Raw genomic sequence first — 20,771 nt, forward strand, 5'->3', positions numbered from 1 at the left:
CCCCTTGCCGGGTCAAGGTTGGTCACAGTGAGATGATGGCGGCCAGCTCCGCGTCCAGCGCAGCACCGGAAATCTCCATCATTTCAAGCGTTTCCGTCCAGAGCAGGGCGGCCCGGATCGGCCGGTCTGGGTATAACTTGGCGAGCACGCCGCGATACAGCGCCAGCTGCCGGATATAGGCCTTGGGCGCCTCGATCAGCTTGCGCGGCGGGTTGTGGTTGGTCTTGTAGTCGACGATCCGGATCTCGGTCTTGGTCAGAACCAGCCGGTCGATCTGGCCCGAGACGAGCACAGGCGATCCGTCCTTTCGCGTCAGTCGTCCGGCCACCGCCACCTCGGCGCGACTGCCGGGGGCAAACAGTTCCGCGAGGCGCGGATCGCCGATCAGCGACAGCACCTGCGTGGCCAGCGCCACCCGGTCGAGATCGGTCCAGTCATGGGCGTTGCGGGCGAGGAAATTCAGCGCGGTCTCGCGACGCTTCTCGGCGGTGATGTCGGGCAGCGATTGCAACAGGCGATGCACGAGGTTGCCGCGCTGCAAGGCCAGTTGGCGCAGCCGTTCGGATTCGCCCGAGCGCTGTCCGCGGCCGTCGTCATCGTCGTCGGCATCCGATGGCCGCAGCAGGCTTTCGCGGCGCGGCTGGTCGCCGACCTTGTCGCGCAGCCACGCCGGCAGCACGATAGGCGCCGCCGCGGCGACAGGCGTTGCAGTGCCCGGCGCGGGTACGACGTCTTCCACCCGCGTATAGCGTTTCACCACGCCGTCCGGCGGCGGCACGCTCTGCATCTGCAGCCCGGAATTCTCTAGGCCCTTCTGGATCAGGTCGTACCAGGACAGCGGCCGCACCTCGTTGCGGTTGCCGGGCATGCAGCCGCCAACGATCAGGCGATCGGCCGCGCGCGTCATCGCCACATAAAGCAGCCGGCGATATTCGTCCTCGGTATCGCGGATCATGTCGGCGCGCGCCGCCGCGACTGCTGGCGGATCGTCCGCCTTCTTGCCGGCCCAGACCACGACGCCCGGGCTGTTCGGTGCGGCGTTGCCCTGCGGGAGATGGATCAAATTGAGTCGCTGCGAATCCGCCGGCGACGATGTGGTATCGACCAGGAATACGACCGGCGCTTCCAGGCCTTTGGCGCCATGCACGGTCATCACGCGGACTTCGTCGCGGGTGATCTCCATGTCGCGCTTCACTTCCGTGTCGGCGGCGCGCAGCCAGGCGACGAAGCCCTGCAGCGAGGCCGGTGCCTTGCGCTCATAGCCCAGCGCGAGTTCGAGAAATTCGTCGAGCGCGTCATTGGCCTCATGGCCGAGCCGACGCAGAATGCGCGCGCGGCCGTGATCACCGCCGAGCAGCCAGGCATAGAACGCAAATGGCGTCTCGCTGGCAAAGCGCTTCTCGCAAGCGAGGAGCCGCTTGAAAGCGCCGCCGAGCTTGGGATCGCTCGCCGCCTTTTCGCCGAGCGCGTCGCGCAGCGATCCCGTGCGCTCATAGGCCAGCTTGAACAGGTCATCGTCATCGAGGCCGAATAGTGGGCTCTTCAATACGGTCGCCAATGCCAGGTCGTCTTGCGGTAGCAGCAGCGCGTCGGCCAGGTTCATCAGGTCGATGATGGCGATATGTTCGGTGAGCTTCAGCCGGTCGGCGCCGGCGACGGGAATGCCGGCATGTTTCAGCGCCTGGATGATCGCGTCGAAGGCCTTGCCGCGGCGGCGCACCAGCACCAGCATGTCGCCATAGCGCAGCGCGCGGCGTTTGCCGATCGGGCCGGTCTCCGTCTTTGCCGCGATCAGGTCCTTGATCTCGGTCTGGACACGGCGTGCGAGCTTCACTTCGGGGCTGGTCTCGGAGCGCTTGTCGAACGGCGCCTGCCAGCCTTCGATGCTGGGCCGGTCGTCGGGCTGCTCCAGCTCCCACAGATCGATCAGGCTGGGTCCGGCATCATCAAGCGTTTCATGAATGGGATAGCCGTTTTCGACAGCGTGGATGCTCCGGAAGATCGCTTCTTCGCGAAACACCTGATCGACCGATTGCAGAATGGCCGAGCCCGACCGGAACGAATGGCTGAACGCGATGGGATCGAACTTCATCCCGGCATCCTTGAACCGGCTCTGCAGCGCCTTGCGCCGCAGGTCGAATTCGCGCGGTGCGGCCCCCTGGAACGAAAAGATAGACTGCTTCTCGTCGCCCACCGCGAAGATCGTGCGCTTGAGGCCGTCGCGCGCGCCTTCGCCGGAGGTGAATTCCGAGATCAGATGGGTGATGATGTCCCACTGCCGCGGCGAGGTATCCTGCGCTTCGTCGATCAGCACGTGATCGACGCCGCGGTCGAGCTTGAAATGCACCCAGCTCGACGACACCCTGTCGAGCATCTCCAGCGTACGCGCAATCAGGTCGTCATAGTCCAGCAAGCCGCGTTCGTTCTTCTCCCGGCGATAGTTCTCCGCGACCTGGCTGGCGATCACCAGCAGCGACTGGGTGCGTTCGCGCATCGCGACGGCGCGGCGGCGCTCCAGCAGCGGGATCACACGATCGCCCTCGCGCTGTAGGGCCGCCAGCAGATCCGGTCGGCTGTCGGCGATCTTCTTGGTCGCCAGCGATTTGCGTAAGCTCTGGTCCTTGGTCAGGAACAGTTCGAAGTATTTCTCGACCTGTTCGGTGCCCGACAACGCCAAAGCCTCACGCAGCCGCGCTGCCTGATCGTTGTCGGTCTTGCTGCCGGTCTCGAAGATTTCGGCGGCGGGGATCCAGCGTTCGCGGGGCAGATGCGGCCCGTCGATAATCTCCAGCTCGACGCTCTCTCTGGTATCGCCGGCCGTCACGCCCAGCGTCGCCGACAGCTGCGCCATCGCGGCATCTGTTGAGCCGGCGCGCTCGATCCAGGCCAGGAACTGGTCACGGCTCAGGCTCGCCTCGCGCACCACGTCGCGGAACGTCACGTCGGCGGCCGAGGTCATGGCCGTTGTCAGCGCGCGGCCTTCGGCGCTGTCGAGCGCGGCCGCTGCATGCAGCAGCACCTGCAGGCTGGCGCGCTCCATCATCTCGTTCTGGTCGCGGTCATCGAGCACGCTGAATCGCGCCGGCACATTGGCCTCGAACGGAAACTGTTGCAGCAGCCGCGTACACAGCGCGTGGATCGTCTGGACTTTCAGGCCGCCCGGCGTCTCCAGCGCACTGGCGAACAATTCGCGCGCCCGCGACCGCAATCTGCTGTTCGACGCGGGAACGCCGGCATTTTTGATTTCCGCGTCGAGCGCGGTGTCGTCCAGCGTCACCCAATGGCCGAGCCGCGTGAAGACGCGCTCCGCCATATTCGCCGCTGCGGCCTTGGTGAAGGTGACGCAGAGGATCTTTTCGGGCGGCACACCGTCGAGCAGCAACCGGATCACGCGGTTGACCAGCACATAGGTCTTGCCGGAGCCGGCATTCGCCGAGACGAACACCGAGGAAGCCGGATCCGACGCGAGCTGCTGCTTGGCGCTCGCGGCGGGCGGGATATTGCGCGGGCCGCTCATGACTCGCCTCCCCCGCCGCCACCATTGGCCGACCACTCCTTGATCCGCGCCAGATCGTCATAACTGCCATAGCGGTTCGACCACATGGACAGGCTGAGCGACGTATAGGCGGCGGCTTCGTCCTCGAAGCTGCGGATCAGCGCTTCCAGCTTGGCGCGCGCTTCGATCGCGGCATCGTCGGGCAACTGCGGTTCGTCCTTGCGCTCGATCTTCAGTTCAAGCAACCGCTCTTCGCCGGGCGGATTGTTGCCGCTGAGCCGGACATAGACCAGTTCGCTGACCGACGATCCCGCGGCAATGCCGGCAAATCCACCCTCGCGCAGGATCGCGGCTTCCAGCGTGAGCTGCGGTGACAGGCCCATGCGGACCTGCTTGCCGGTGGGCGGCTGGCCGGTCTTGTAGTCGAGCAGGGCGAAAGTGCGGTCGCTGCGATGTTCGATACGGTCGGCACGCGCCGAGAGATGGAAGACGCGGCCGTGATCGAGTGGGATCTTGATCTCGCCGCGCACTTCCGCGTCGATGCTGGCGACATTGATGCGGCGGTCGATCTCCCAGGCGGAAAACCAGGATGCGATGCGCAGAAATCGCGGCCACCACAGCGCGCGCGCTTCCGGCCGCGTCATCAGGGGCGCAAAATGTGCTTGTCCGATCCGGCGTAGCGCGGTGGCGGGATCGTCAGGCAGCGCCTTGCTGTATTCCATGGTGAAGTCGCCGAGCGACGCATGGATCGCCGATCCCCGGTCGGCCGCAGACAGCGGCATGTCGACGGGATCGAGCGGCGCCAGGCCCAGAATATATTTGGCATAGATCGTATAGGGATCGCGCAGCCAGTCCTCGATGGCGGTGACCGAGAGTCTGAGCGGTCGCGCGTCCCGCGGCGGCCGTGGCTCCGGCTGGGCAATCGGCGTGACGGTCTCGGGTTTATCGAGCTCTTCGGCATAGCGAACATAGTGCTCGCCCGCGACCAGCGCCGCGTCCCAGCGGGTCTCGCCGGCAACAGCTTCGAGCCGGTGCAGAAAGCGCGACGCGACGGCCGGCGCGCCGCCAACTTTCGCGGCGTGGCTCAGGATGACGTCCTCGGTGCCGAGCAATTGCACGAAGTCATGCGCGGTGAGGCCGATACGGCGTTCCGGAAGATCGAGCCCGAGCTGATGTCGCATCGGGCGGCTCAGCCAGGGATCGATGCGCGGCGACGGCGGCCAGATGCCTTCGACGAGGCCGCCGAGGATCACGCGGTCCGATTGCGTCAGCCGCGCTTCGAGCTGGCCATAGATGCGCAAGCTGGCATTGGCGACTTCGGGCCGGCGCACGATGCGGTCAGCGAAGGCGGTCTGAAACACATCGGGATAATCGCGGAGCTGCATCATCAGCCCGCTCGGGCGGAGCTTATCCTCGCCGCCGCTCTCGGTCTCGACAGTCTCCATGACGACGAGATCTTCGAATGCCTTGGTCAGCGCCGTGCCCTCGCGCCCGGCCAGCGCGACATCGTTGCCCCTGTCGTCGCGCGACAGCAGCTTGATCGCCTCACGATGCCGTAAGGCAACTTCAGCGAAGTCGATCGGCCTGATGGGGTGGATGCCTTCCAGCGGCGCCAGCGCGGTGCGCAATCCGGCGATCAGTTCTTCCGCGCGGTCAAGACGGTCGTCGTCGAGTTTTGCGCGCGGCTCCGCGCCATGCAGCATCGACGCTTCGCGGCGGCGCAGCTTGCCGAGCTCGTCGCGGAAGCGCGTGAAGTCCTGCGCCAGTCCGGCGGTGCCGGGCGTCGGCCGCGTGCCGCGCAGCAGCGCGAGTTCGAGCGTCTCGATCGCGTCTTTCCAGGCGTTCGGCGCCGCGCCCAAACGAAACAGCGGATGTTTCAGCAGCGCCAGCAGTGTCGCCGGTTCGAGCTGCTCCGCTGCGGCCTCGGCGACGAGGCGCGCGAAGATGCCGGCCGAGGTCTCAGTCAGCGCATCGCCGCCGGAATCGTCGAAGACGAGATTCCAGCGGCCCAGCGCGGCCATCACCCGGCGCGCCAGTGCGCGGTCGGGCGTCACCAGTGCGGCGGATTTCTTCAGCTCGTGGGCCTCGCGCATGGCGATCGCGATGGCCAGCGCTTCCATTTCCGGATTCGCGGCGGCGATCACGGCAAGGTTCTGCATGCCGGCCGCGATTTTCTGTTCGACGGCCGGCTGAGCGAGACGCGTATGCCACTGCGCCGTGGCATTGGATGGCCGCATCGCCTCCGAGGCCAGCAATTCGCGGCCCTGCGGCGACGGCGTGCCGAACGTCATCACGTCGCGGCGCGTGATGCCGAAACGTTCCAGCAGCGCATGGAGCGCGAATTGCGGATGGTTCGATGCCGAGGATTCGGTCCGGCCGAGTGCATCCTTGGTGCCGCCGATGAGATTCCATGCGGTGTCGTCGAGGTCGGTATCGAGGCCCGGCAGCACGACGGCGCCATCAGGCAATTGCGCGACTTCGCGCAGGAATTTTGCGGTGGTCGGCATCGAGCCGGTCGAGCCGGCGGCAATGATCGGACCGCCTTTGTGCGCTTTCAGGCGCGCCGCTTCAGCCTCGATCAGCAGATCGCGGCGCACTGCAGGTTCGATCGCAGTGTGAGCTGCGAGAATGCCCGGCCAGACGTCCTTGGCGATGCTGAGAAACTGCAGCGTCAGTTGCCAGTATTGATCGAGCGCATCGGGCACCAACCCGTCCAGCGCGCTCCAGTCGACCTTGCGAGTCGCCATGTCGTCCATCAGCCGCGCAAGATCGTCGGCGAGAGCGAGCGTAGAGGCGGGGCCGCCGACCACGAGCGGCGTCTGTCCGGGATCGCCGGGTGCGAGTTGCTTCGCCCATGCGGCAATCAGTTGCGCCAGCAGAAGCCGGCGCTGCAATCCGTCGAGCGCGGGAGGTGCATCGAGCCTTTCGAGCGCCTCGGGCGAGGCCGCCTGTGCGAAGGCCAGTTCTTCTTCGTCGACATCTCCGAGCGGAACGATACGCGGCAGCAGCACGGCGTCGGTCCCGAGCACGTCGAGGAAGATCTCCTGCGCCATGCGTCCGGCGCGGCGTGTCGGCAGATACAGGGTGACTTCAGCCAGTTTCTCCGGCGCTCTGCGCGCAGAGAATTCTTCCACGAGATCACCGTCGACAAGCGCGGTGATCAGCGTGCGCAGGAACGGCGCAGAGGATGGAATGTTGAAGACGCGCATGAACACCCTGATTCGTGATCAGGGTGCATCATGGCATGGCTGGAAAGGCGACGGGAGTCGCAGGAAACTCAGGCGACGCTGGCGAGGAACGCGTCTTCCGCGGCGCGCACGGCGTCGGGCGTGCCGACATGCATCCAGACGCCTTCCATGCGCAGTCCGAACAGGCGCTCCTGCTCGTTGGCCTTATCGAACAGTTTGGTCAGCGAAAATTCACCGGATGGCGCATCCTTGAACAGCGCCGGTGACAGGATCGCGACACCGGCATAGACGAACGGCACCACCTGATTCTCCTTGCGGCGACGCAGCGCACCATCGGTGAGCATCGCGTAGTCGCCGCAGCCGGCATAGCCGATGCTGTTGGCGGTCGGCGCCATCAGCAGCAGGATGTCCATACGTGCGGGATCGAAGGCCTCCGCAAGACGCGCGAGATTCGGCTGCACGCCGTCGATCCACATCGTGTCGGCATTGAGATGATAGAACGGCTCGGAGCCGAGCAGCGGCAGCGCCTTCACCACGGCACCGCCAGTGCCGAGCACCTGATCGCGCTCATCGGAAATGGTGATCCTCGGTTCGGTGCGCGTCGCGACATGATCGATGATCTGGTCGGGCAGGTAATGCACATTGACGACGGCTTCGGTCACGCCAGCAGCGGCGAGCTTGTCGAGCACGTGATCCAGCAGCGGCTGTCCTGCAACAGGGACCAGCGGCTTCGGCAGATTATCGGTGAGCGGTCGCATGCGCAGGCCGAGGCCGGCGGCGAGAACCATTGCTTTGGTGGGTTTTACGGACATAGCGACATTGGCCTTGGTAGAATGATGGGCCTTGATGGAATCGTTCTTGAATTTTTGAGCTGAAATGATGGTAGCACGGCGGCGTGTCGCATGCATGAACCTATCGAGCCATAATGGGCCGAGATGACGCGGATGCGACAATTACACCCGCCTGCACAGTCACGTTTCTGCCTCCTGCGTCTCGGAACGTTTCGTCTTTTTCTTTTTGTCGTTTGGTTTGAGAAAATTCACACCAATCTGGTCGCCATTGACCCAGCCGAGTTCGCAGCGGCGATAGGCAAGTCCGGTTGATGAGAGCAGAAGGAAGAATTCTTTCAGGTTCAATCCTTCGACAGAACCATCGACGGTGAGCTTGGCGCCGGTCTCGGAAATATCTTCCATGATGCAGGAGCGACGCCAGGTGCCGTCGATGCCCATCATGTGCGCAGGAAAGCCGCGCTCGAAAACGACCCGATCTCCGGCACGCCGCTCCGTCATGACACGTCCCTTGTCCAGTACGCCAAGCCCCGCACGTGCAGGGCTCAAGCGCAGGATAGAGCGCGTGCGACTAATAAGTAGTTAAGGAAGTGTTAGAGCGTGAGTCGATCAGCGGGACCAACGGCTCCGTCATTGCGAGCCGGCAAAATTGCTCTTGCGATTTTGCCGAGCGAAGCAATCCAGAAGGCAACAAGCGAGGGCTGGATTGCTTCGTCGCAAGGGCTCCTCGCAATGACGACGCAGAGGTCGTGATTCGTCTCGGAAGGAGGGGCCTCTAACCGCGGGGCGGTGGTACATGCGCTGCATACCACTGCTGGAACGGCGCCAGCGTCGGATGCGCCAGCGAGCGGTTGAGATAGGTCCAGATCCGCGGTTGGTGCTTGAGATAATGCGGCTTGCCGTCGCGGCGGTTGAGCCGAGCAAATGTGCCAAGCAGTCGTGTATTCCGCTGTGCCGACATGATTGCATAGAGTTCGGCAAAAGCCGCGGCATCGAAAGCGGGATCGGTCGCGCGCCGCGCCTTGATATAGCGCGTCAGCATGGTCAGCTCCAGATGCTCGGGCACGTCGATACGCGCGTCCTGCAGCAGCGAGACGAGATCATAGGCGGCGGGGCCGAGCACCGTGTCCTGGAAATCGATTACGCCGACCTTATTGATGCCCTCGCGGTCACCGAGCCAGATGATATTCGGCGAATGGAAGTCGCGCAGTACCCAGGTCTTTGGCGCCGCAGCGGGTTTCGCCAGCAGCTCGCGCCACATCGTGACAAATTCAGTGCGTGCGTCATCTGCGAGCGGCGCGTCGCGGTCCGGCAGATACCATTCCGGCATCAGGCCGATCTCGACCAGCAATGCGTCGGTGTCGAAGACGGGAATGGCGTAATCGACATGCGGCGACAGCGGCAGCGTTTCCGGCAGCGACTTGCTGTGCAGCAGGGCCAGCATGTCGGTCGCGACCTGATAGCGCTCGGCGATCGGTGTCGGCGGCTCGCCGTCGGTCACCGGCGCTGTGCCGAAATCCTCGGTAATGAGAAAGCCCGCATCGAGATCGGCGTGATGAATCGCCGGCGCGGAGATCCCCTGCGCGCGTAGTCCGTTCGCAATGGCGACGAACGGTCTGACGTCCTCCGCCAGATGCACCGCCGCGCTGTAGGACTTGCCGTCATAGACCGGCGCACCATCCGGCCGCTTCGGCGCATTCATCAGGATGAAGACGTCATCACCGCGGATCAACCGCGCATAGGAGCGCGTCGACGCATCGCCGGCCATGCGCTGTCTGATAGCATCGAGATAGCGCGCCTCTTCGAGAAATTCACGCAGTGCTTTCAGGCGCAGAACGACCGATGCGGCCTTGCCGTGACCGGTGATCTCCGCAGCACGCGCCACGGAGCCCAGTGCCGGACGATGGCTGAGCGCAATATCGATACGATCCGGCGGCAGCGTACCATCGGCGCGCTCCGGCCATTCGATCAGCGCCACCACGTCGTCCGGCAACGGCGATAGGCCGATCTCCTCGAGTTCGCTCGCGTCGTTGATACGATAGAGATCGGCATGGATGAGAGGAAACGACGGCAGGTCATAGTTCTGCGCCAGCGTGAAGGTCGGGCTCGGCACTTCGAGTTCAGAATCGCTGGCGAGATAGCGGATCATCGCGCGTGCCGCGGCCGTCTTGCCGGCGCCGAGATCGCCCGAGAGGGTGATGACATCGCCGGGTCCGATCAGCAGAGCGAGGTCGGCCATCAATTGCGCAGTGGCGGTCTCATTTGCGAGCGCCAGCGAAAATGTGCAGGGCTCGTTTATGATGGGTTCGCTCATTCGGCAGCGTTGCGATGCGCGGTCTGGTCGATGGGGAAGTCGCAGCTGACGGTGGTGCCCTTGCCGACCGCGGAATCGACGCGGACCTTGCCGCCGTGCAGCTCGACGAAGGAGCGCACCAGCGACAGGCCGAGTCCTGCGCCGCGATGACGCGAGCCATTGGCGTGGCTCTCGAACCAGTCGAACACCTTGTCCTTCACCTCGGGCGGAATGCCCGGGCCGCGATCAGTGACGGTGAAGGTGATGGTATGCTCGGATCGTCGCGCGGTCAGCGTGATTGCGGCATCATGCGGTGAAAAGCCGACGGCATTGGCGAGCAGATTATACAGCACCTGCACGACGCGGCTTTCGTCGCCGGTAAAGCTGCCGATGGCAGGATCAACGTCGATCTGCAGTGCGATGCGGTCGCGCACCAGGCGATCCTGAATGCCTTCGGCCGCCGCAGAGATGGTCTTGCGGATATCGATCGGGCCGAGATTCAGCGTCATCGCGCCGGCATCGATGGTGGCGAGATCCAGGATGTTATTGATGATCGCCAGCAACGCGCCGGTCGAGGTGGTGATGTAATCGAGATATTCGGCCTGCTTCGGCATCAGCGGGCCGGTCACGGGATCGCTGAGCAGATGCGCGAAGCCGATGATGGTGGTCAGCGGCGAGCGCAGCTCGTAGGAGACGTGGTGGACGAAGTCGACCTTCATCTGGTCGGCGGTCTCGAGCGCCTCGTTGCGCTCGCGCAGCGCGCGCTCGACATTCTCGGCGTCCGAAATGTCCTGGAAGGTGAGCATGGTCGCGCCATCAGGCAGCGGCATGGTCATGCAGGCCAGCACACTGCCGTCCTTGCGCTCGAGCTTGAGCGGAACAGACTTGCGATTGTCGATCCCGGTAATCGCGCTGCGGATCGCCTGCCATGTCGGAGTGTCGTCGAACAATGGCCGGCACCAGGTCTCGACCATTTCGATATGCGGACGCTGCTCCAGCGCTTCGTCCGACAGCTTCCACATCTTGGCGAAAGCCGGATTGAACAGTTGCGCGCGGCCGTTGCTGCCAAACACCGCGACGGCCTCGGCAAGATTGTCGAGCGTCTCGCGCTGAACGCGGATCAGGCCATCGAAGCGCCGCGCCAGTTCGAGGCTCTCGGTCACATCGTCGAACAGATAGGTGACGCCGCCTTCGGGATTCGGCGTGGTGACGATCGAGAGCGCGCGGCCATCCGGCAGATACCAGACATCCTTATGAGCTTCGACGGCACGATAGGCTTCGTGCAGCTTGGCCTTCCAGGCGCGGAAGTCGGGCTGCTCCGGCAGTTTTCGCGCAGCACGGAGACGGTCGAGCACACTGGAATCGTCGGGATTGCCGTCGAGGAAGGTGCGGTCGAGATCCCACAGCCGGCGATAGGAGTCGTTGTAGAAGGCAAGGCGGCGCTGGCCGTCGAATACGGCGACGCCCGATGACAGCTGGTCGAGCGTGCGGCGATGCGCCTCGGCCATCCGCACCAAGGCGGCTGATAGCGCGGCAGCTTCGCTGGCGTCGATCGCCATGCCGGCGCTGCCGCTGGCGACCTTGGCGGCGTGGACGTCGAAGATGCGGCGCTCGCCGGAAATCACGATCGGCACGCGCGCGGCAAATGGCTGGTTGTCGTTCAGCGCACGCGCCAGGCTGCTGCGGTCGTCGCTGTCCAGCAGTTCCAGATTGCGACCGACCGCATCGCCCGTATCAGCCGCTTCAGTCGCACGCGCATAGGCGGCATTGACAAAGCTCAATCGGCCATCGGCATGCTTGGCCCAGATCGGCCATGGCGCGGCATTGGCGAAGCCGCGGAGAATCTCGGCTTCCTCGGCCAGTTCCTTGTGACGCAGCGAGACTTCGGCGAGCTCGCGGCGTAAACCGCTCAATTCGCGAATCCGGACAATGGCCTGACCGCCGATGGCGCGGCCCATCGCCTCGATGGCGCGGCCACTGGAGGTCGTCAGATTGAGCAGGAAACCTTCGCCGGCATCGAGCAGTGCGTCGACGGCATGATCCATCCGCAGCGCGGGTTCCGGCGGCAGCCATGTTCCGAACGCGAGAATGCGCTGCGGCTGATGCTGCTGCGGGTCCTGCGACATCATCAATGCGGTGTCGCCGGAGATATCGGGACGGGTTTCGCCTGCGGCCCAGGCGATCAGAACCTGCGGCTCAGTGAACAGCAAGGCGCGAAAGCGGTCGGATTCGACCTGCAGCGTATGCAGCTCCGCGCGCAGCTTCGCCTCGGTCTTGGCCGAGCGAATACGATTGTGCATCAACAGGATGGCGGAAACGACGGAGAAGCCGAGCACCGCTGTGGCGGTCGTCAGCGCGGCGATTTCCTGGCGATCGAGATCGAGCAGATTGGCGAGCGTCTGGGTAATGAAGGGTTCGTCAGCGGCCGACGCCGAGGAGGTGGCCAGAAGTGCAGACGCACTGATGCCGACAAGCCCGTCGCGCACCATAGAAGTGCACGACAGCAAGGTCCGACGCATCGCCGCGATCACGCCTGACATCATTCGCCCCAAACCGCACGTCTTCCCGACCAGCCCCTCCCGATCGCGAATCGTTCGACAATATCCGCTTCGGGAGTCGCCGGGTAAGAGTCCAGACCGTGAACGCAAAGTCCCCGGTTAAAAAATGCAGGCGGATTTGATTCAAATGCTGCACGATGTGACGAAATACGCGCTAGCGGCCGGTGGATCCGAAGCCACCGCTGCCGCGTTCGGTCTCGCTGAGCGCCGCGACTACCACAAGTTCCGCATGCGTGACCGGCGCGATCACCATCTGGGCGATTCGCTCACCGCGCTTGATCGTGAAATCCGCGGGGCCGTGATTGATCAGCAGCACGCCAATCTCGCCCCGGTAATCGGCGTCGATGGTGCCTGGTGAGTTCAGCACGGTGATGCCGTGCTTGGCGGCAAGGCCGGAGCGTGGGCGCACCTGCGCCTCATAGCCCGGCGGCAGCGCGATGGTCAGCGCGGTCGGCACCAGCGCATATTTGCCGCGGGCGAGAATCATCGGTTGGTCTTCGGGAACCGCGGCGAGCAGATCGAGGCCGGCAGCATGCGCGGTCTGATAGGCCGGTAGCGCGAGGCCAGCGCCATGCGGGAGCTGCTGGACGTCGACCTGAACGGGGATGGCAGCGCTCATGATTGGTCTTTCGTGGATTGCGTCCATTTATTTGATGTCGCCGCGTCGGCGATTCGCGCGACCAGGGTCGTCGCGACCTGTTCCTTGCTCATCGGCGCCCACGAATCAACGGCGATATCCGCGCTGTCCGTGCTGCGCGTCAGCAGATGCACGGTATTGTTGTCGCCACCCATGATGCCGGTGGCGGGCGATACGTCATTGGCGACGATCCAGTCGCAGCCCTTGCGCGCGATCTTGGCTTTGGCGTTGTCGATCAGGTGTTCGGTCTCGGCGGCGAAACCGATCACCAGGGGTGGACGATGTTCGGGGAGTTTTGAGATCGTCGCGAGGATATCGGGATTCTCCGTGAGCTGCAGCGGCGCCATCGCAGCGCCGGCGGTCTTCTTGAGCTTCTGGGCGCCCTCGTTGACGACGCGCCAATCGGCCACGGCCGCCGCGAAGATCGCGATGTCGACCGGCAATGCGGACTGGACCGCCGCGAGCATGTCGCGCGCGGATTCGACATGCGTCATCATCACGTCCGGCACCTCGTCGAGATCGACAGGACCCGAGACGAGAATGACGTCAGCGCCCGCGGCCCGTGCCGCCGCGGCAATCGCATAACCCTGCTTGCCGGACGAGCGATTGGCGATGTAGCGCACCGGATCAATCGGCTCATGCGTCGGGCCCGCAGTGATCAGCACGCGCTTGCCGGCCAGTGGCTTCGGCATGGGTGGCCGCAGGAATGTGTGAGCCGCAATCGCAATCTCCGTCGGTTCGGCCATGCGACCGACACCGGCTTCGTTGCGTTCGGCCATCTCGCCGGCATTCGGCCCGATCATCCTGATGCCGTCACGCTGCAACTGCGCGACATTGCGGCGCGTCGCGGCGTTATTCCACATCAGCGGATTCATCGCCGGCGCGATCAGGATCGGTTTGTCGGCCGCGAGTAGAATCGCAGAGGCCAGATCATCGGCAAGGCCATTGGCCATCTTCGCCATCAAGTCCGCCGTCGCAGGTGCCACAACAATGAGATCGCATTCACGCGCAAGGCGAATATGCCCGGCATCGAATTCGCTCTGTGGATCGAACAGGTCGGTATAGGCGCGCTCGTTGGACAGGGCGCTGGCGGCCAGCGGCGTGACGAATTGCTGCGCGGCGCGGGTCAGTACCACGCGGACATGGATCTGCCGCTCCTTCAGCCGGCGGATCAGATCGAGCGCTTTATAGGCCGCGATTCCGCCGCCGATGATCAGCGTGACGCGGAGCTGATCGCCGATGTATTTCAATGGCTTGGATGGGTTTTCCGGGTTTGGCGCGTCTTGCGGAAATCTTGCGTCAGTCTTGAGGCCGTCTTGCGACGCCTCACGCAAAATGACCCGCACCTCGTCCTCGACCGACCGTCCGTTGCGGGCAGCACGCAGTCGCAATTCGTCGCGAATGGCGTCGTCGAGCTTGCGGATCGTCAGGCTGGCCATGAGGCGTCTCGCGCTATTTTGACAGCAATGCTATCACAAAGTGCCAGCATTGCAATCACTCTAGCGGATCGACAGCAGTAGCCCAAGGAATGACAACGCGATCACCCAGACGCCAACCGTGCGCCAGCGGAGCTGCTTCGCGCGTGCCCGCGCGATGGCGGCGATGGTTGCGTCGTCGAGCCTGACGCCATCCCGGGTCATGGTCTCCAACTGTTCCAGCACCGTCAGCGCCCGTGTTGCCAGGGCCGGCAGACTGCTAGCGACCTTGCCGAGTTCGCCGGCGCCGGCGAGCGCACCCTGAATCTTGCCCAATGGGCCGAGATTGCGCTCGATCCATTCGCGGACAACGGGATCGGCGACCTTCCAGATGTCGAGCTTGGGATCGAAGCTTCGTGCGACACCTTCGACCACGACCATGGTCTTCTGTAGCAGGATCAATTCTGGCCGCGTGCGCATATCAAAGAGGCCGGTGACCTCAAGCAGCAGCGTCAGCAGCTTGGCCATCGAGATTTCTTCGGCCGTGCGATTGTGAATCGGCTCGCCGATGGCACGGATCGCCTGCGCGAAATTTTCTACTGAATGGTGACCGGGCACATAGCCGGCCTCGAAGTGGACTTCGGCGACGCGGCGATAGTTGCGGGTGATGAAGCCCAGCAGAATCTCCGCGAGGAAGCGGCGCTCCTTCAGACCGAGCCGGCCCATGATGCCGAAGTCGACGGCGACGAGGCGGCCGTCAGGATCGAGGAACAGATTGCCCGGATGCATGTCGGCATGGAAGAAGCCGTCACGCAGCGCATGGCGCAGGAAGCTCTGGATCACCTTGCGGCCAAGGTCCGGCAGATCGACATTGGATTCTTCCAGGCCCTTGTGATCGTTCAGCGCGATGCCGTCGATCCATTCCATCGTTAGCACATTGTGCGAGGTACGATCCCAGTCCACTTCCGGCACGCGGAAATCCGAATCGTTGCGGGTGTTCTCCGCCATCTCGGAGAGTGCTGCGGCTTCGAGCCGAAGATCCATCTCCATCGCCACCGAGCGCGACATGGTGGTGATGATCTCGATCAAGCGCAGGCGCCGCGCTTCGGAAAAATGCTCTTCGGCCTTGTGGGCGACGTAAGCGAAATCGCCGAGGTCGCGGCGGAATTGCGCGGCGACATTCGGGCGCAGCACTTTCACGGCGTAGACCTTGCGGACACCATCCTTGTCTATCTCGGCGCGATGCACCTGTGCGATCGAGGCGGCGGCGACCGGCGGACTGAAGCTCGCATAGAGCTGCGCCACAGGGCGTTCCAGCGAAGCGGCGACGACGCCTTCGGCTTCGGTCAGGGAGAACGGCGGCAACCGGTCCTGCAGGCTTTCGAGATCGCGCGCCATGGCGACGCCGACCACGTCGGGCCGCGTCGCGAGAAACTGGCCGAGCTTGAGATAGGCAGGTCCCAGCCGGGTCAGCGCGCGCGACAGCCGCGCGCCCGATTTCGCGCCGGGCCGCTCAATGAGCCGCGCCATGCGCAGAGCGAGCTGTCCCGGCGGCGGCACCAGCGAGGGATCGACGACGCCGAACACGCCTTCGCGCGCAAACACGAAACCGGCGCGGGCCAGCCGCGCCATATGATTGAGTGCCGAGATCACAAACGCCAGCCCGAATGCAGCGCGACGATGCCGCCCGAGAGGAGTTCATACTTCACGCGGGAGAAGCCGGCCTCGCGGATCATGTCGGCGAAAATTGGCGGCTTCGGAAACTTGCGGATCGATTCGACGAGATACTGATAGGATTCGGAATCGCCGGTGACGGCCTTGCCGAGCGGCGGGATCACCTTGAACGAGAACAGGTCATAGATCTTGTCGAGGCCCGGCACATCGACGGTCGAGAATTCGAGGCAGAGAAAACGGCTGCCCGGCTTCAGCACGCGATAGGCCTCAGCGAGCGCGCGGTCGATGCGCGGCACGTTACGGATGCCGAAGGCGATCGTATAGGCGTCATAGCTCTTGTCGGCGAATGGCAACTCTTCTGCATTGCCCTCGACGAAGGAGACCTGATGTTCGAGATGGTGGGTAATGGCGCGCTCGCGGCCGACATCGAGCATGCCGGTGTTGATGTCGCAGACCGTCGCCGAGAAGCCGAGGCCCGACGCCTTGGCAGCGCGGAAGGAAATGTCGCCGGTGCCACCGGCAACGTCCAGCAGGGCGAAAGGCGCGTCCGAGCGCGGCGGGTTGAGTGCGTTGATCATCACGTCCTTCCAGACGCGATGCATGCCGCCGGACATCAGATCGTTCATCAAGTCGTAGCGTCGGGCCACGCTGTGGAACACATCGTTCACCAGCGTCTGCTTGTCGCCCACGGGGACGTCCCTGAAGCCGAAATGGGTGGTTTCGCCCGGCTGATCCATCGTTTTCATCTCAAAAGCCTCATCGCGGCGGACCATAGCGCGCCTGCGGCAATGGGGCTATCACGTCAGCACCTCAAGGTGAATGACGTGAATCATGCCTGAATTACCCGAAGTCGAGACCGTCCGCCGCGGCCTGCAGCCGGCCATGGAGGGGTCGAAGATCACCCGTCTGGAGCTGCGGCGAAAAGACCTGCGTTTTCCGTTTCAGCCGGATTTTGCCGGGAGGTTGCAGGGCCGAATGATCACCAGTCTCGGCCGCCGCGCCAAATATCTGCTGGCGGATCTGGATTCCGGCGACGTGCTGCTGATGCATCTGGGCATGTCCGGTTCGTTCCGGGTGGTGTCCGATGCGCCCGCTGCTGTCGCAGGTGATGAAGAAAATGTGATGCCAGGCGCCTTCCATCATCCGCGCAGCGACGAGCGGGCCCATGATCACGTCGTCTTCCATATGTCGTCGGGTCCGTCGGTGATCTACAACGATCCGCGCCGTTTTGGTTTCATGAAGATCTTCGCGCGTAGCGAGATCGAGAACGAGCCGTTCCTGAAGGACATCGGGCCCGAGCCGCTGGGCAACGCCTTCGATGCGGCGATGCTGGCCGGCGCCACCGCAGGCAAGAAGACCAGCCTCAAGGCCGCGCTGCTGGATCAGCGCGTCGTCGCCGGCCTCGGCAACATCTATGTCTGTGAGGCGCTGTTTCGCTCGCATCTGTCGCCGCGGCGACTGGCCGCGACACTCGCGACCAAGAAGGGCGAGCCGACCGATCATTCCAAACGACTGGTCATCGCGATCCACGAGGTGCTGAACCAGGCGATCAAGGCCGGCGGCTCGTCGCTGCGCGATCATCGCCAGACCGACGGCGAGCTCGGTTATTTCCAGCATTCGTTTCAGGTCTATGACCGCGAAGGCGAACCGTGCCAGACCGATGGCTGCTCAGGCATCGTGAAACGTTTCGTGCAGAACGGGCGGTCGACCTTCTGGTGCCCGAAGTGTCAGAGGTGACACCGCGTCGGGCGGCCTTGCCGGCACGTCGTCGTTGAATATCGATCCTCACATGTCTTTCAATGCGGCAGCAGCGGCCTCTGCCACCCCCGCACGCGACGTCATCAGCGGCTGAATGCGCTGTCCGAAGTCTTCGACGCCCTGAACGAAATCGTCGAAGGTGAGCAACACGCCCTCGGTCCCCGGCACAGTGGCGACGTCGTCGAGCATGCGGGCGACATTGGCGAAAGAGCCGACGAAGGTCCCCATATTGATATTGACCGCTGATGTGGGGTCCGCCATCTGGCGGATGTTGGTGTCCTTGCCTGACTTGGTGTCGACGGCACCCTGTACGCCCAGCCAGGCGACCGCTTCGTGATCCACGCCGGCTTTGTAGTGCTCCCACTTTGCGAACGCGGCTTCATCGGTCTCGGCCGCGATCACCATGAACAGCACATAGGTCGTCACGTGCCGGCCGGTGTCATGCGTAGCCTCGGCCAGCCGTTCGGCGGCGGGTGCGAAATCGGTCGGGGAGTTGATGCCTTTGCCGAAGCAGAAATTGTAGTCGGCGTATTTTGCGGAGAAGGCCATTCCGGCGCCGCTCTGGCCGGCGCAAATGATCTTCATATCGGCTTGCGGCCGCGGGCTGACGCGGCAGTCCTCCATCTGGAAAAATTCACCTTTGCGATCCGAGGCGCCGGTCTGCCAAAGCTCGCGGAGGATCTCGACATATTCCGAAAGATATTCGTAACGGCGTGCGAAATATTCATCGCCCGGCCAAAGCCCCATCTGCGAATATTCGGGACGTTGCCAGCCGGTGATGAGATTGAGGCCGAAGCGGCCATGTGAAATCGAATCGATGGTCACAGCCATGCGTGCGGCAATCGCGGGAGGCATCACGAGCGTCGCTGCCGTGGCGAACAGTTTTATTCGCTTGGTCACTGCGGCCAACCCGGCCATCAAGGTGAAGGATTCCAGATTGTGATCCCAGAATTCGGTTTTCCCACCGAAGCCACGCAATTTGATCATCGAGAGCACAAAATCGAGTCCGTAATGTTCGGCCTTTAGCGTCACCTCCTTGTTGAGGTCGAAAGTCGGCATGTATTGCGGGGCATTTTCAGAGAGCAACCAGCCATTGTTCCCGATTGGAATGAATACGCCGACCTTCATCTCGCTCTCCTCTGTAACAGGGTGACGCCTCGGGACGTCGCGAACTGTTCTGCTTGCGATAAACCAAGCAACAACCGTGCCGATGCGTGCGCATCGCGCCGATCCCACCGTGAAGGCAACGTGGTTGCGCGCCCGGCATTTCCGGCCATGATCTGCTGCCAACACCGTATTGAGGACTCCCCATGACCGACGCATCGTCTCCCTCCATCCGCTTCAATGACGGCGCGTCCTATGAGCGGATGATGGGCGTCTGGAGTCGCAGCGCCGGCGAGGTCTTTCTGGATTGGGTGGCGCCAAAGCCGGGTCTTGCCTGGGTCGATGTCGGCTGCGGCAACGGCGCCTTCACGCAGCTGATCGCCGAGCGTCATGCGCCCTCGGTGATCGACGGCATCGATCCCTCGGAGCCGCAGCTTGCCTATGCGCGGACACGGCCGGGCGCCGCGATGGCGGCGTTTCATCTGGGCGACGCAATGGCACTGCCGTTTTCCGACAAGTCCTTCGATGTCGCCGTGATGGCGCTGGTGATCTTCTTCGTGCCGGAGCCGTCGAAGGGCGTTGCGGAGATGGTGCGTGTCGTGTCACCCGGCGGCACGGTGGCCGCCTATGCGTGGGATATGGATGGCGGCGGCTTTCCGCTGCAGCCGATCCTTGGTGAATTGCTGAAGATGGGCCAGATGCCGTCGCTTCCGCCGAGCGTGGATGCATCGCGCCTCGACGTGATGCAGTCGCTGTGGACCTCCGCCGGCCTGGTGGACGTCGAAACCCGCGTGATCGATGTCACCCGTGCCTTCACCGATTTCGACGACTTCTGGTCGGCCTCGTCTGCAGGGCCATCGGTGAAGGCAGCTCTGACGGCGATGACGCCGGAGGAGATTGTGCAGCTCAAATCGCGCGTCCGGACGGGACTTTCGGAGGATGCAACCGGCCGTATCACCTGCAGTGCCCGCGCCAATGCCATCAAGGGGCGGGTGCCCGGTTGAGGCAGAGCATCCTCCGGCCTCCCTGGCCTCAATCGCCGGGATTTTGCCGGTAATATTTCCTCAACTTGAAAGGGTATATAAGTAACGCAATAACCAAGGCGGGCGCAAATGCTGGCGTGGTTGGGTTTTCTATGGTGGTGGAAATGTACCGTAGAGGATGAACCTGTGTCCGTCGAAAAATTCCTCAAGCAGCGCGCCGTCAACGTCGTTGTCAGCGGGCAATATACGCTGTCGAACTGGCTGGATTCCGCAGGCAATCCGCGCAGCTTTGCCTGCCGGACCAGCCGCGTCTCGCCGTTCCGGATGATTGTCGATGTGCCGGTGGTCGGTCGGATCGGCGATCGCATCACGCCCTATTTCGGCGACTTCGGTCAGCTCGAAGGCCGCATCAGCGACACCATCTCCGGCAGCTTCCTGCTCGAACTCAACATGACGCCGCCGATGCGTCAGAAGCTCTCCGACAAGCTGACCTGGCTGGAGAAATTCCAGAAAGACCCCACGGTGCGGGAAGAGCGCAAGCAGGCGCGCCTCATTCCCGCGAGCCCGCATTCCATGCTCACCTTCGCTGACGGCAGCATGAAAAGCTGCTTTGTGATCGACATGTCGGTGTCCGGCGCTGCAGTCTCTGCCGATGTGCAGCCGGAGGTCGGCACGCCGCTCGCCGTCGGCGCCTGCGTCGGCCGCGTGGTGCGCCATCTCCAGGGCGGTTTCGCAGTGAAATTCGTCGAGCAGCAGAACCGCGAACAGCTCGAACGCCGGATCATCCGCGCCCCTGCCGCGCCGCCGCCGCGCGCAACGCCGTTCGCGGCGCAGATGGATGCGATGTACGAGGAAGTGGATTAGAGCATCGGACAGG

14 protein-coding genes are annotated in these 20,771 nt (G+C 63.7%); 3 read left to right on the forward strand and 11 right to left on the reverse strand.

Annotation, left to right across the window (positions count from 1 at the left end):
* Positions 1-22: 22 nt before the first annotated feature.
* The 10 genes from addA to ubiE all read right to left on the reverse strand — a co-directional run bounded on the left by addA (position 23) and on the right by ubiE (position 16,786).
* Positions 23-3,517: a double-strand break repair helicase AddA gene (addA, locus tag AB7813_RS20700; RefSeq protein WP_441228320.1), complete on the reverse strand. Its 3,495-nt coding sequence runs from the start codon at positions 3,515-3,517 to the stop codon at positions 23-25.
* On the reverse strand, positions 3,514-6,705 hold the full coding sequence (addB, locus tag AB7813_RS20705) for a double-strand break repair protein AddB (RefSeq protein ID WP_441228321.1): 3,192 nt from the start codon (positions 6,703-6,705) through the stop codon (positions 3,514-3,516). The genes addA and addB overlap by 4 nt, the downstream gene beginning before the upstream one ends.
* A gap of 68 nt (positions 6,706-6,773) precedes the next feature.
* A complete protein-coding gene (locus tag AB7813_RS20710; RefSeq protein ID WP_441228982.1) occupies positions 6,774-7,496 on the reverse strand; it encodes a nucleotidyltransferase family protein in 723 nt (240 codons plus the stop codon).
* Positions 7,497-7,655: 159 nt separating this feature from the next.
* Positions 7,656-7,973, reverse strand: a complete 318-nt coding sequence (locus AB7813_RS20715) for a PilZ domain-containing protein (protein ID WP_068734110.1) — start codon at positions 7,971-7,973, stop codon at positions 7,656-7,658.
* Positions 7,974-8,247: 274 nt separating this feature from the next.
* The gene (tsaE, locus tag AB7813_RS20720; protein WP_441228983.1) at positions 8,248-9,771 is read right to left on the reverse strand and encodes a tRNA (adenosine(37)-N6)-threonylcarbamoyltransferase complex ATPase subunit type 1 TsaE; all 1,524 of its coding nucleotides are present in this window, start codon (positions 9,769-9,771) and stop codon (positions 8,248-8,250) included.
* Positions 9,772-9,782: 11 nt separating this feature from the next.
* Positions 9,783-12,305, reverse strand: a complete 2,523-nt coding sequence (locus tag AB7813_RS20725; protein WP_120288095.1) for a PAS domain-containing sensor histidine kinase — start codon at positions 12,303-12,305, stop codon at positions 9,783-9,785.
* Between the two features lie 172 nt (positions 12,306-12,477).
* Positions 12,478-12,942, reverse strand: a complete 465-nt coding sequence (gene dut, locus AB7813_RS20730; protein WP_120287740.1) for a dUTP diphosphatase — start codon at positions 12,940-12,942, stop codon at positions 12,478-12,480.
* Positions 12,939-14,399: a bifunctional phosphopantothenoylcysteine decarboxylase/phosphopantothenate--cysteine ligase CoaBC gene (coaBC, locus tag AB7813_RS20735; protein ID WP_441228322.1), complete on the reverse strand. Its 1,461-nt coding sequence runs from the start codon at positions 14,397-14,399 to the stop codon at positions 12,939-12,941. The genes dut and coaBC overlap by 4 nt, the downstream gene beginning before the upstream one ends.
* Positions 14,400-14,459: 60 nt before the next feature.
* Positions 14,460-16,028, reverse strand: coding sequence for a 2-polyprenylphenol 6-hydroxylase (gene ubiB, locus AB7813_RS20740; RefSeq protein WP_320446182.1), 1,569 nt, complete (start codon positions 16,026-16,028; stop codon positions 14,460-14,462).
* Positions 16,025-16,786, reverse strand: a complete 762-nt coding sequence (gene ubiE / locus AB7813_RS20745) for a bifunctional demethylmenaquinone methyltransferase/2-methoxy-6-polyprenyl-1,4-benzoquinol methylase UbiE (RefSeq protein WP_120288096.1) — start codon at positions 16,784-16,786, stop codon at positions 16,025-16,027. Before ubiE ends, ubiB begins: the two co-directional genes overlap by 4 nt.
* A gap of 94 nt (positions 16,787-16,880) precedes the next feature.
* On the opposite strand from ubiE, the gene mutM reads away from it, so the two are divergent.
* Entirely contained in the window at positions 16,881-17,786 is a 906-nt protein-coding gene (gene mutM / locus AB7813_RS20750) for a bifunctional DNA-formamidopyrimidine glycosylase/DNA-(apurinic or apyrimidinic site) lyase (protein ID WP_441228323.1), read from the forward strand.
* Between the two features lie 48 nt (positions 17,787-17,834).
* Here mutM and rutA read toward each other — a convergent pair whose 3' ends face one another.
* Positions 17,835-18,935 carry a pyrimidine utilization protein A gene (gene rutA, locus AB7813_RS20755; protein WP_441228324.1) on the reverse strand — a complete coding sequence of 367 codons (1,101 nt, stop codon included), beginning with the start codon at positions 18,933-18,935 and terminating at the stop codon, positions 17,835-17,837.
* A 182-nt stretch (positions 18,936-19,117) separates the two neighbouring features.
* On the opposite strand from rutA, the gene AB7813_RS20760 reads away from it, so the two are divergent.
* Both AB7813_RS20760 and AB7813_RS20765 read left to right on the forward strand, forming a co-directional pair.
* Positions 19,118-19,915: a class I SAM-dependent methyltransferase gene (locus AB7813_RS20760; RefSeq protein ID WP_120287745.1), complete on the forward strand. Its 798-nt coding sequence runs from the start codon at positions 19,118-19,120 to the stop codon at positions 19,913-19,915.
* A gap of 165 nt (positions 19,916-20,080) precedes the next feature.
* Positions 20,081-20,758 (forward strand): PilZ domain-containing protein, encoded by a 678-nt coding sequence (locus tag AB7813_RS20765; protein WP_093757894.1) that lies wholly within the window; start codon positions 20,081-20,083, stop codon positions 20,756-20,758.
* Positions 20,759-20,771: the final 13 nt, after the last annotated feature.

It is taken from the genome of Tardiphaga sp. 20_F10_N6_6, from assembly GCF_052076045.1.
In the GTDB taxonomy this organism is placed as follows: Bacteria; Pseudomonadota; Alphaproteobacteria; order Rhizobiales; family Xanthobacteraceae; genus Tardiphaga; species Tardiphaga robiniae.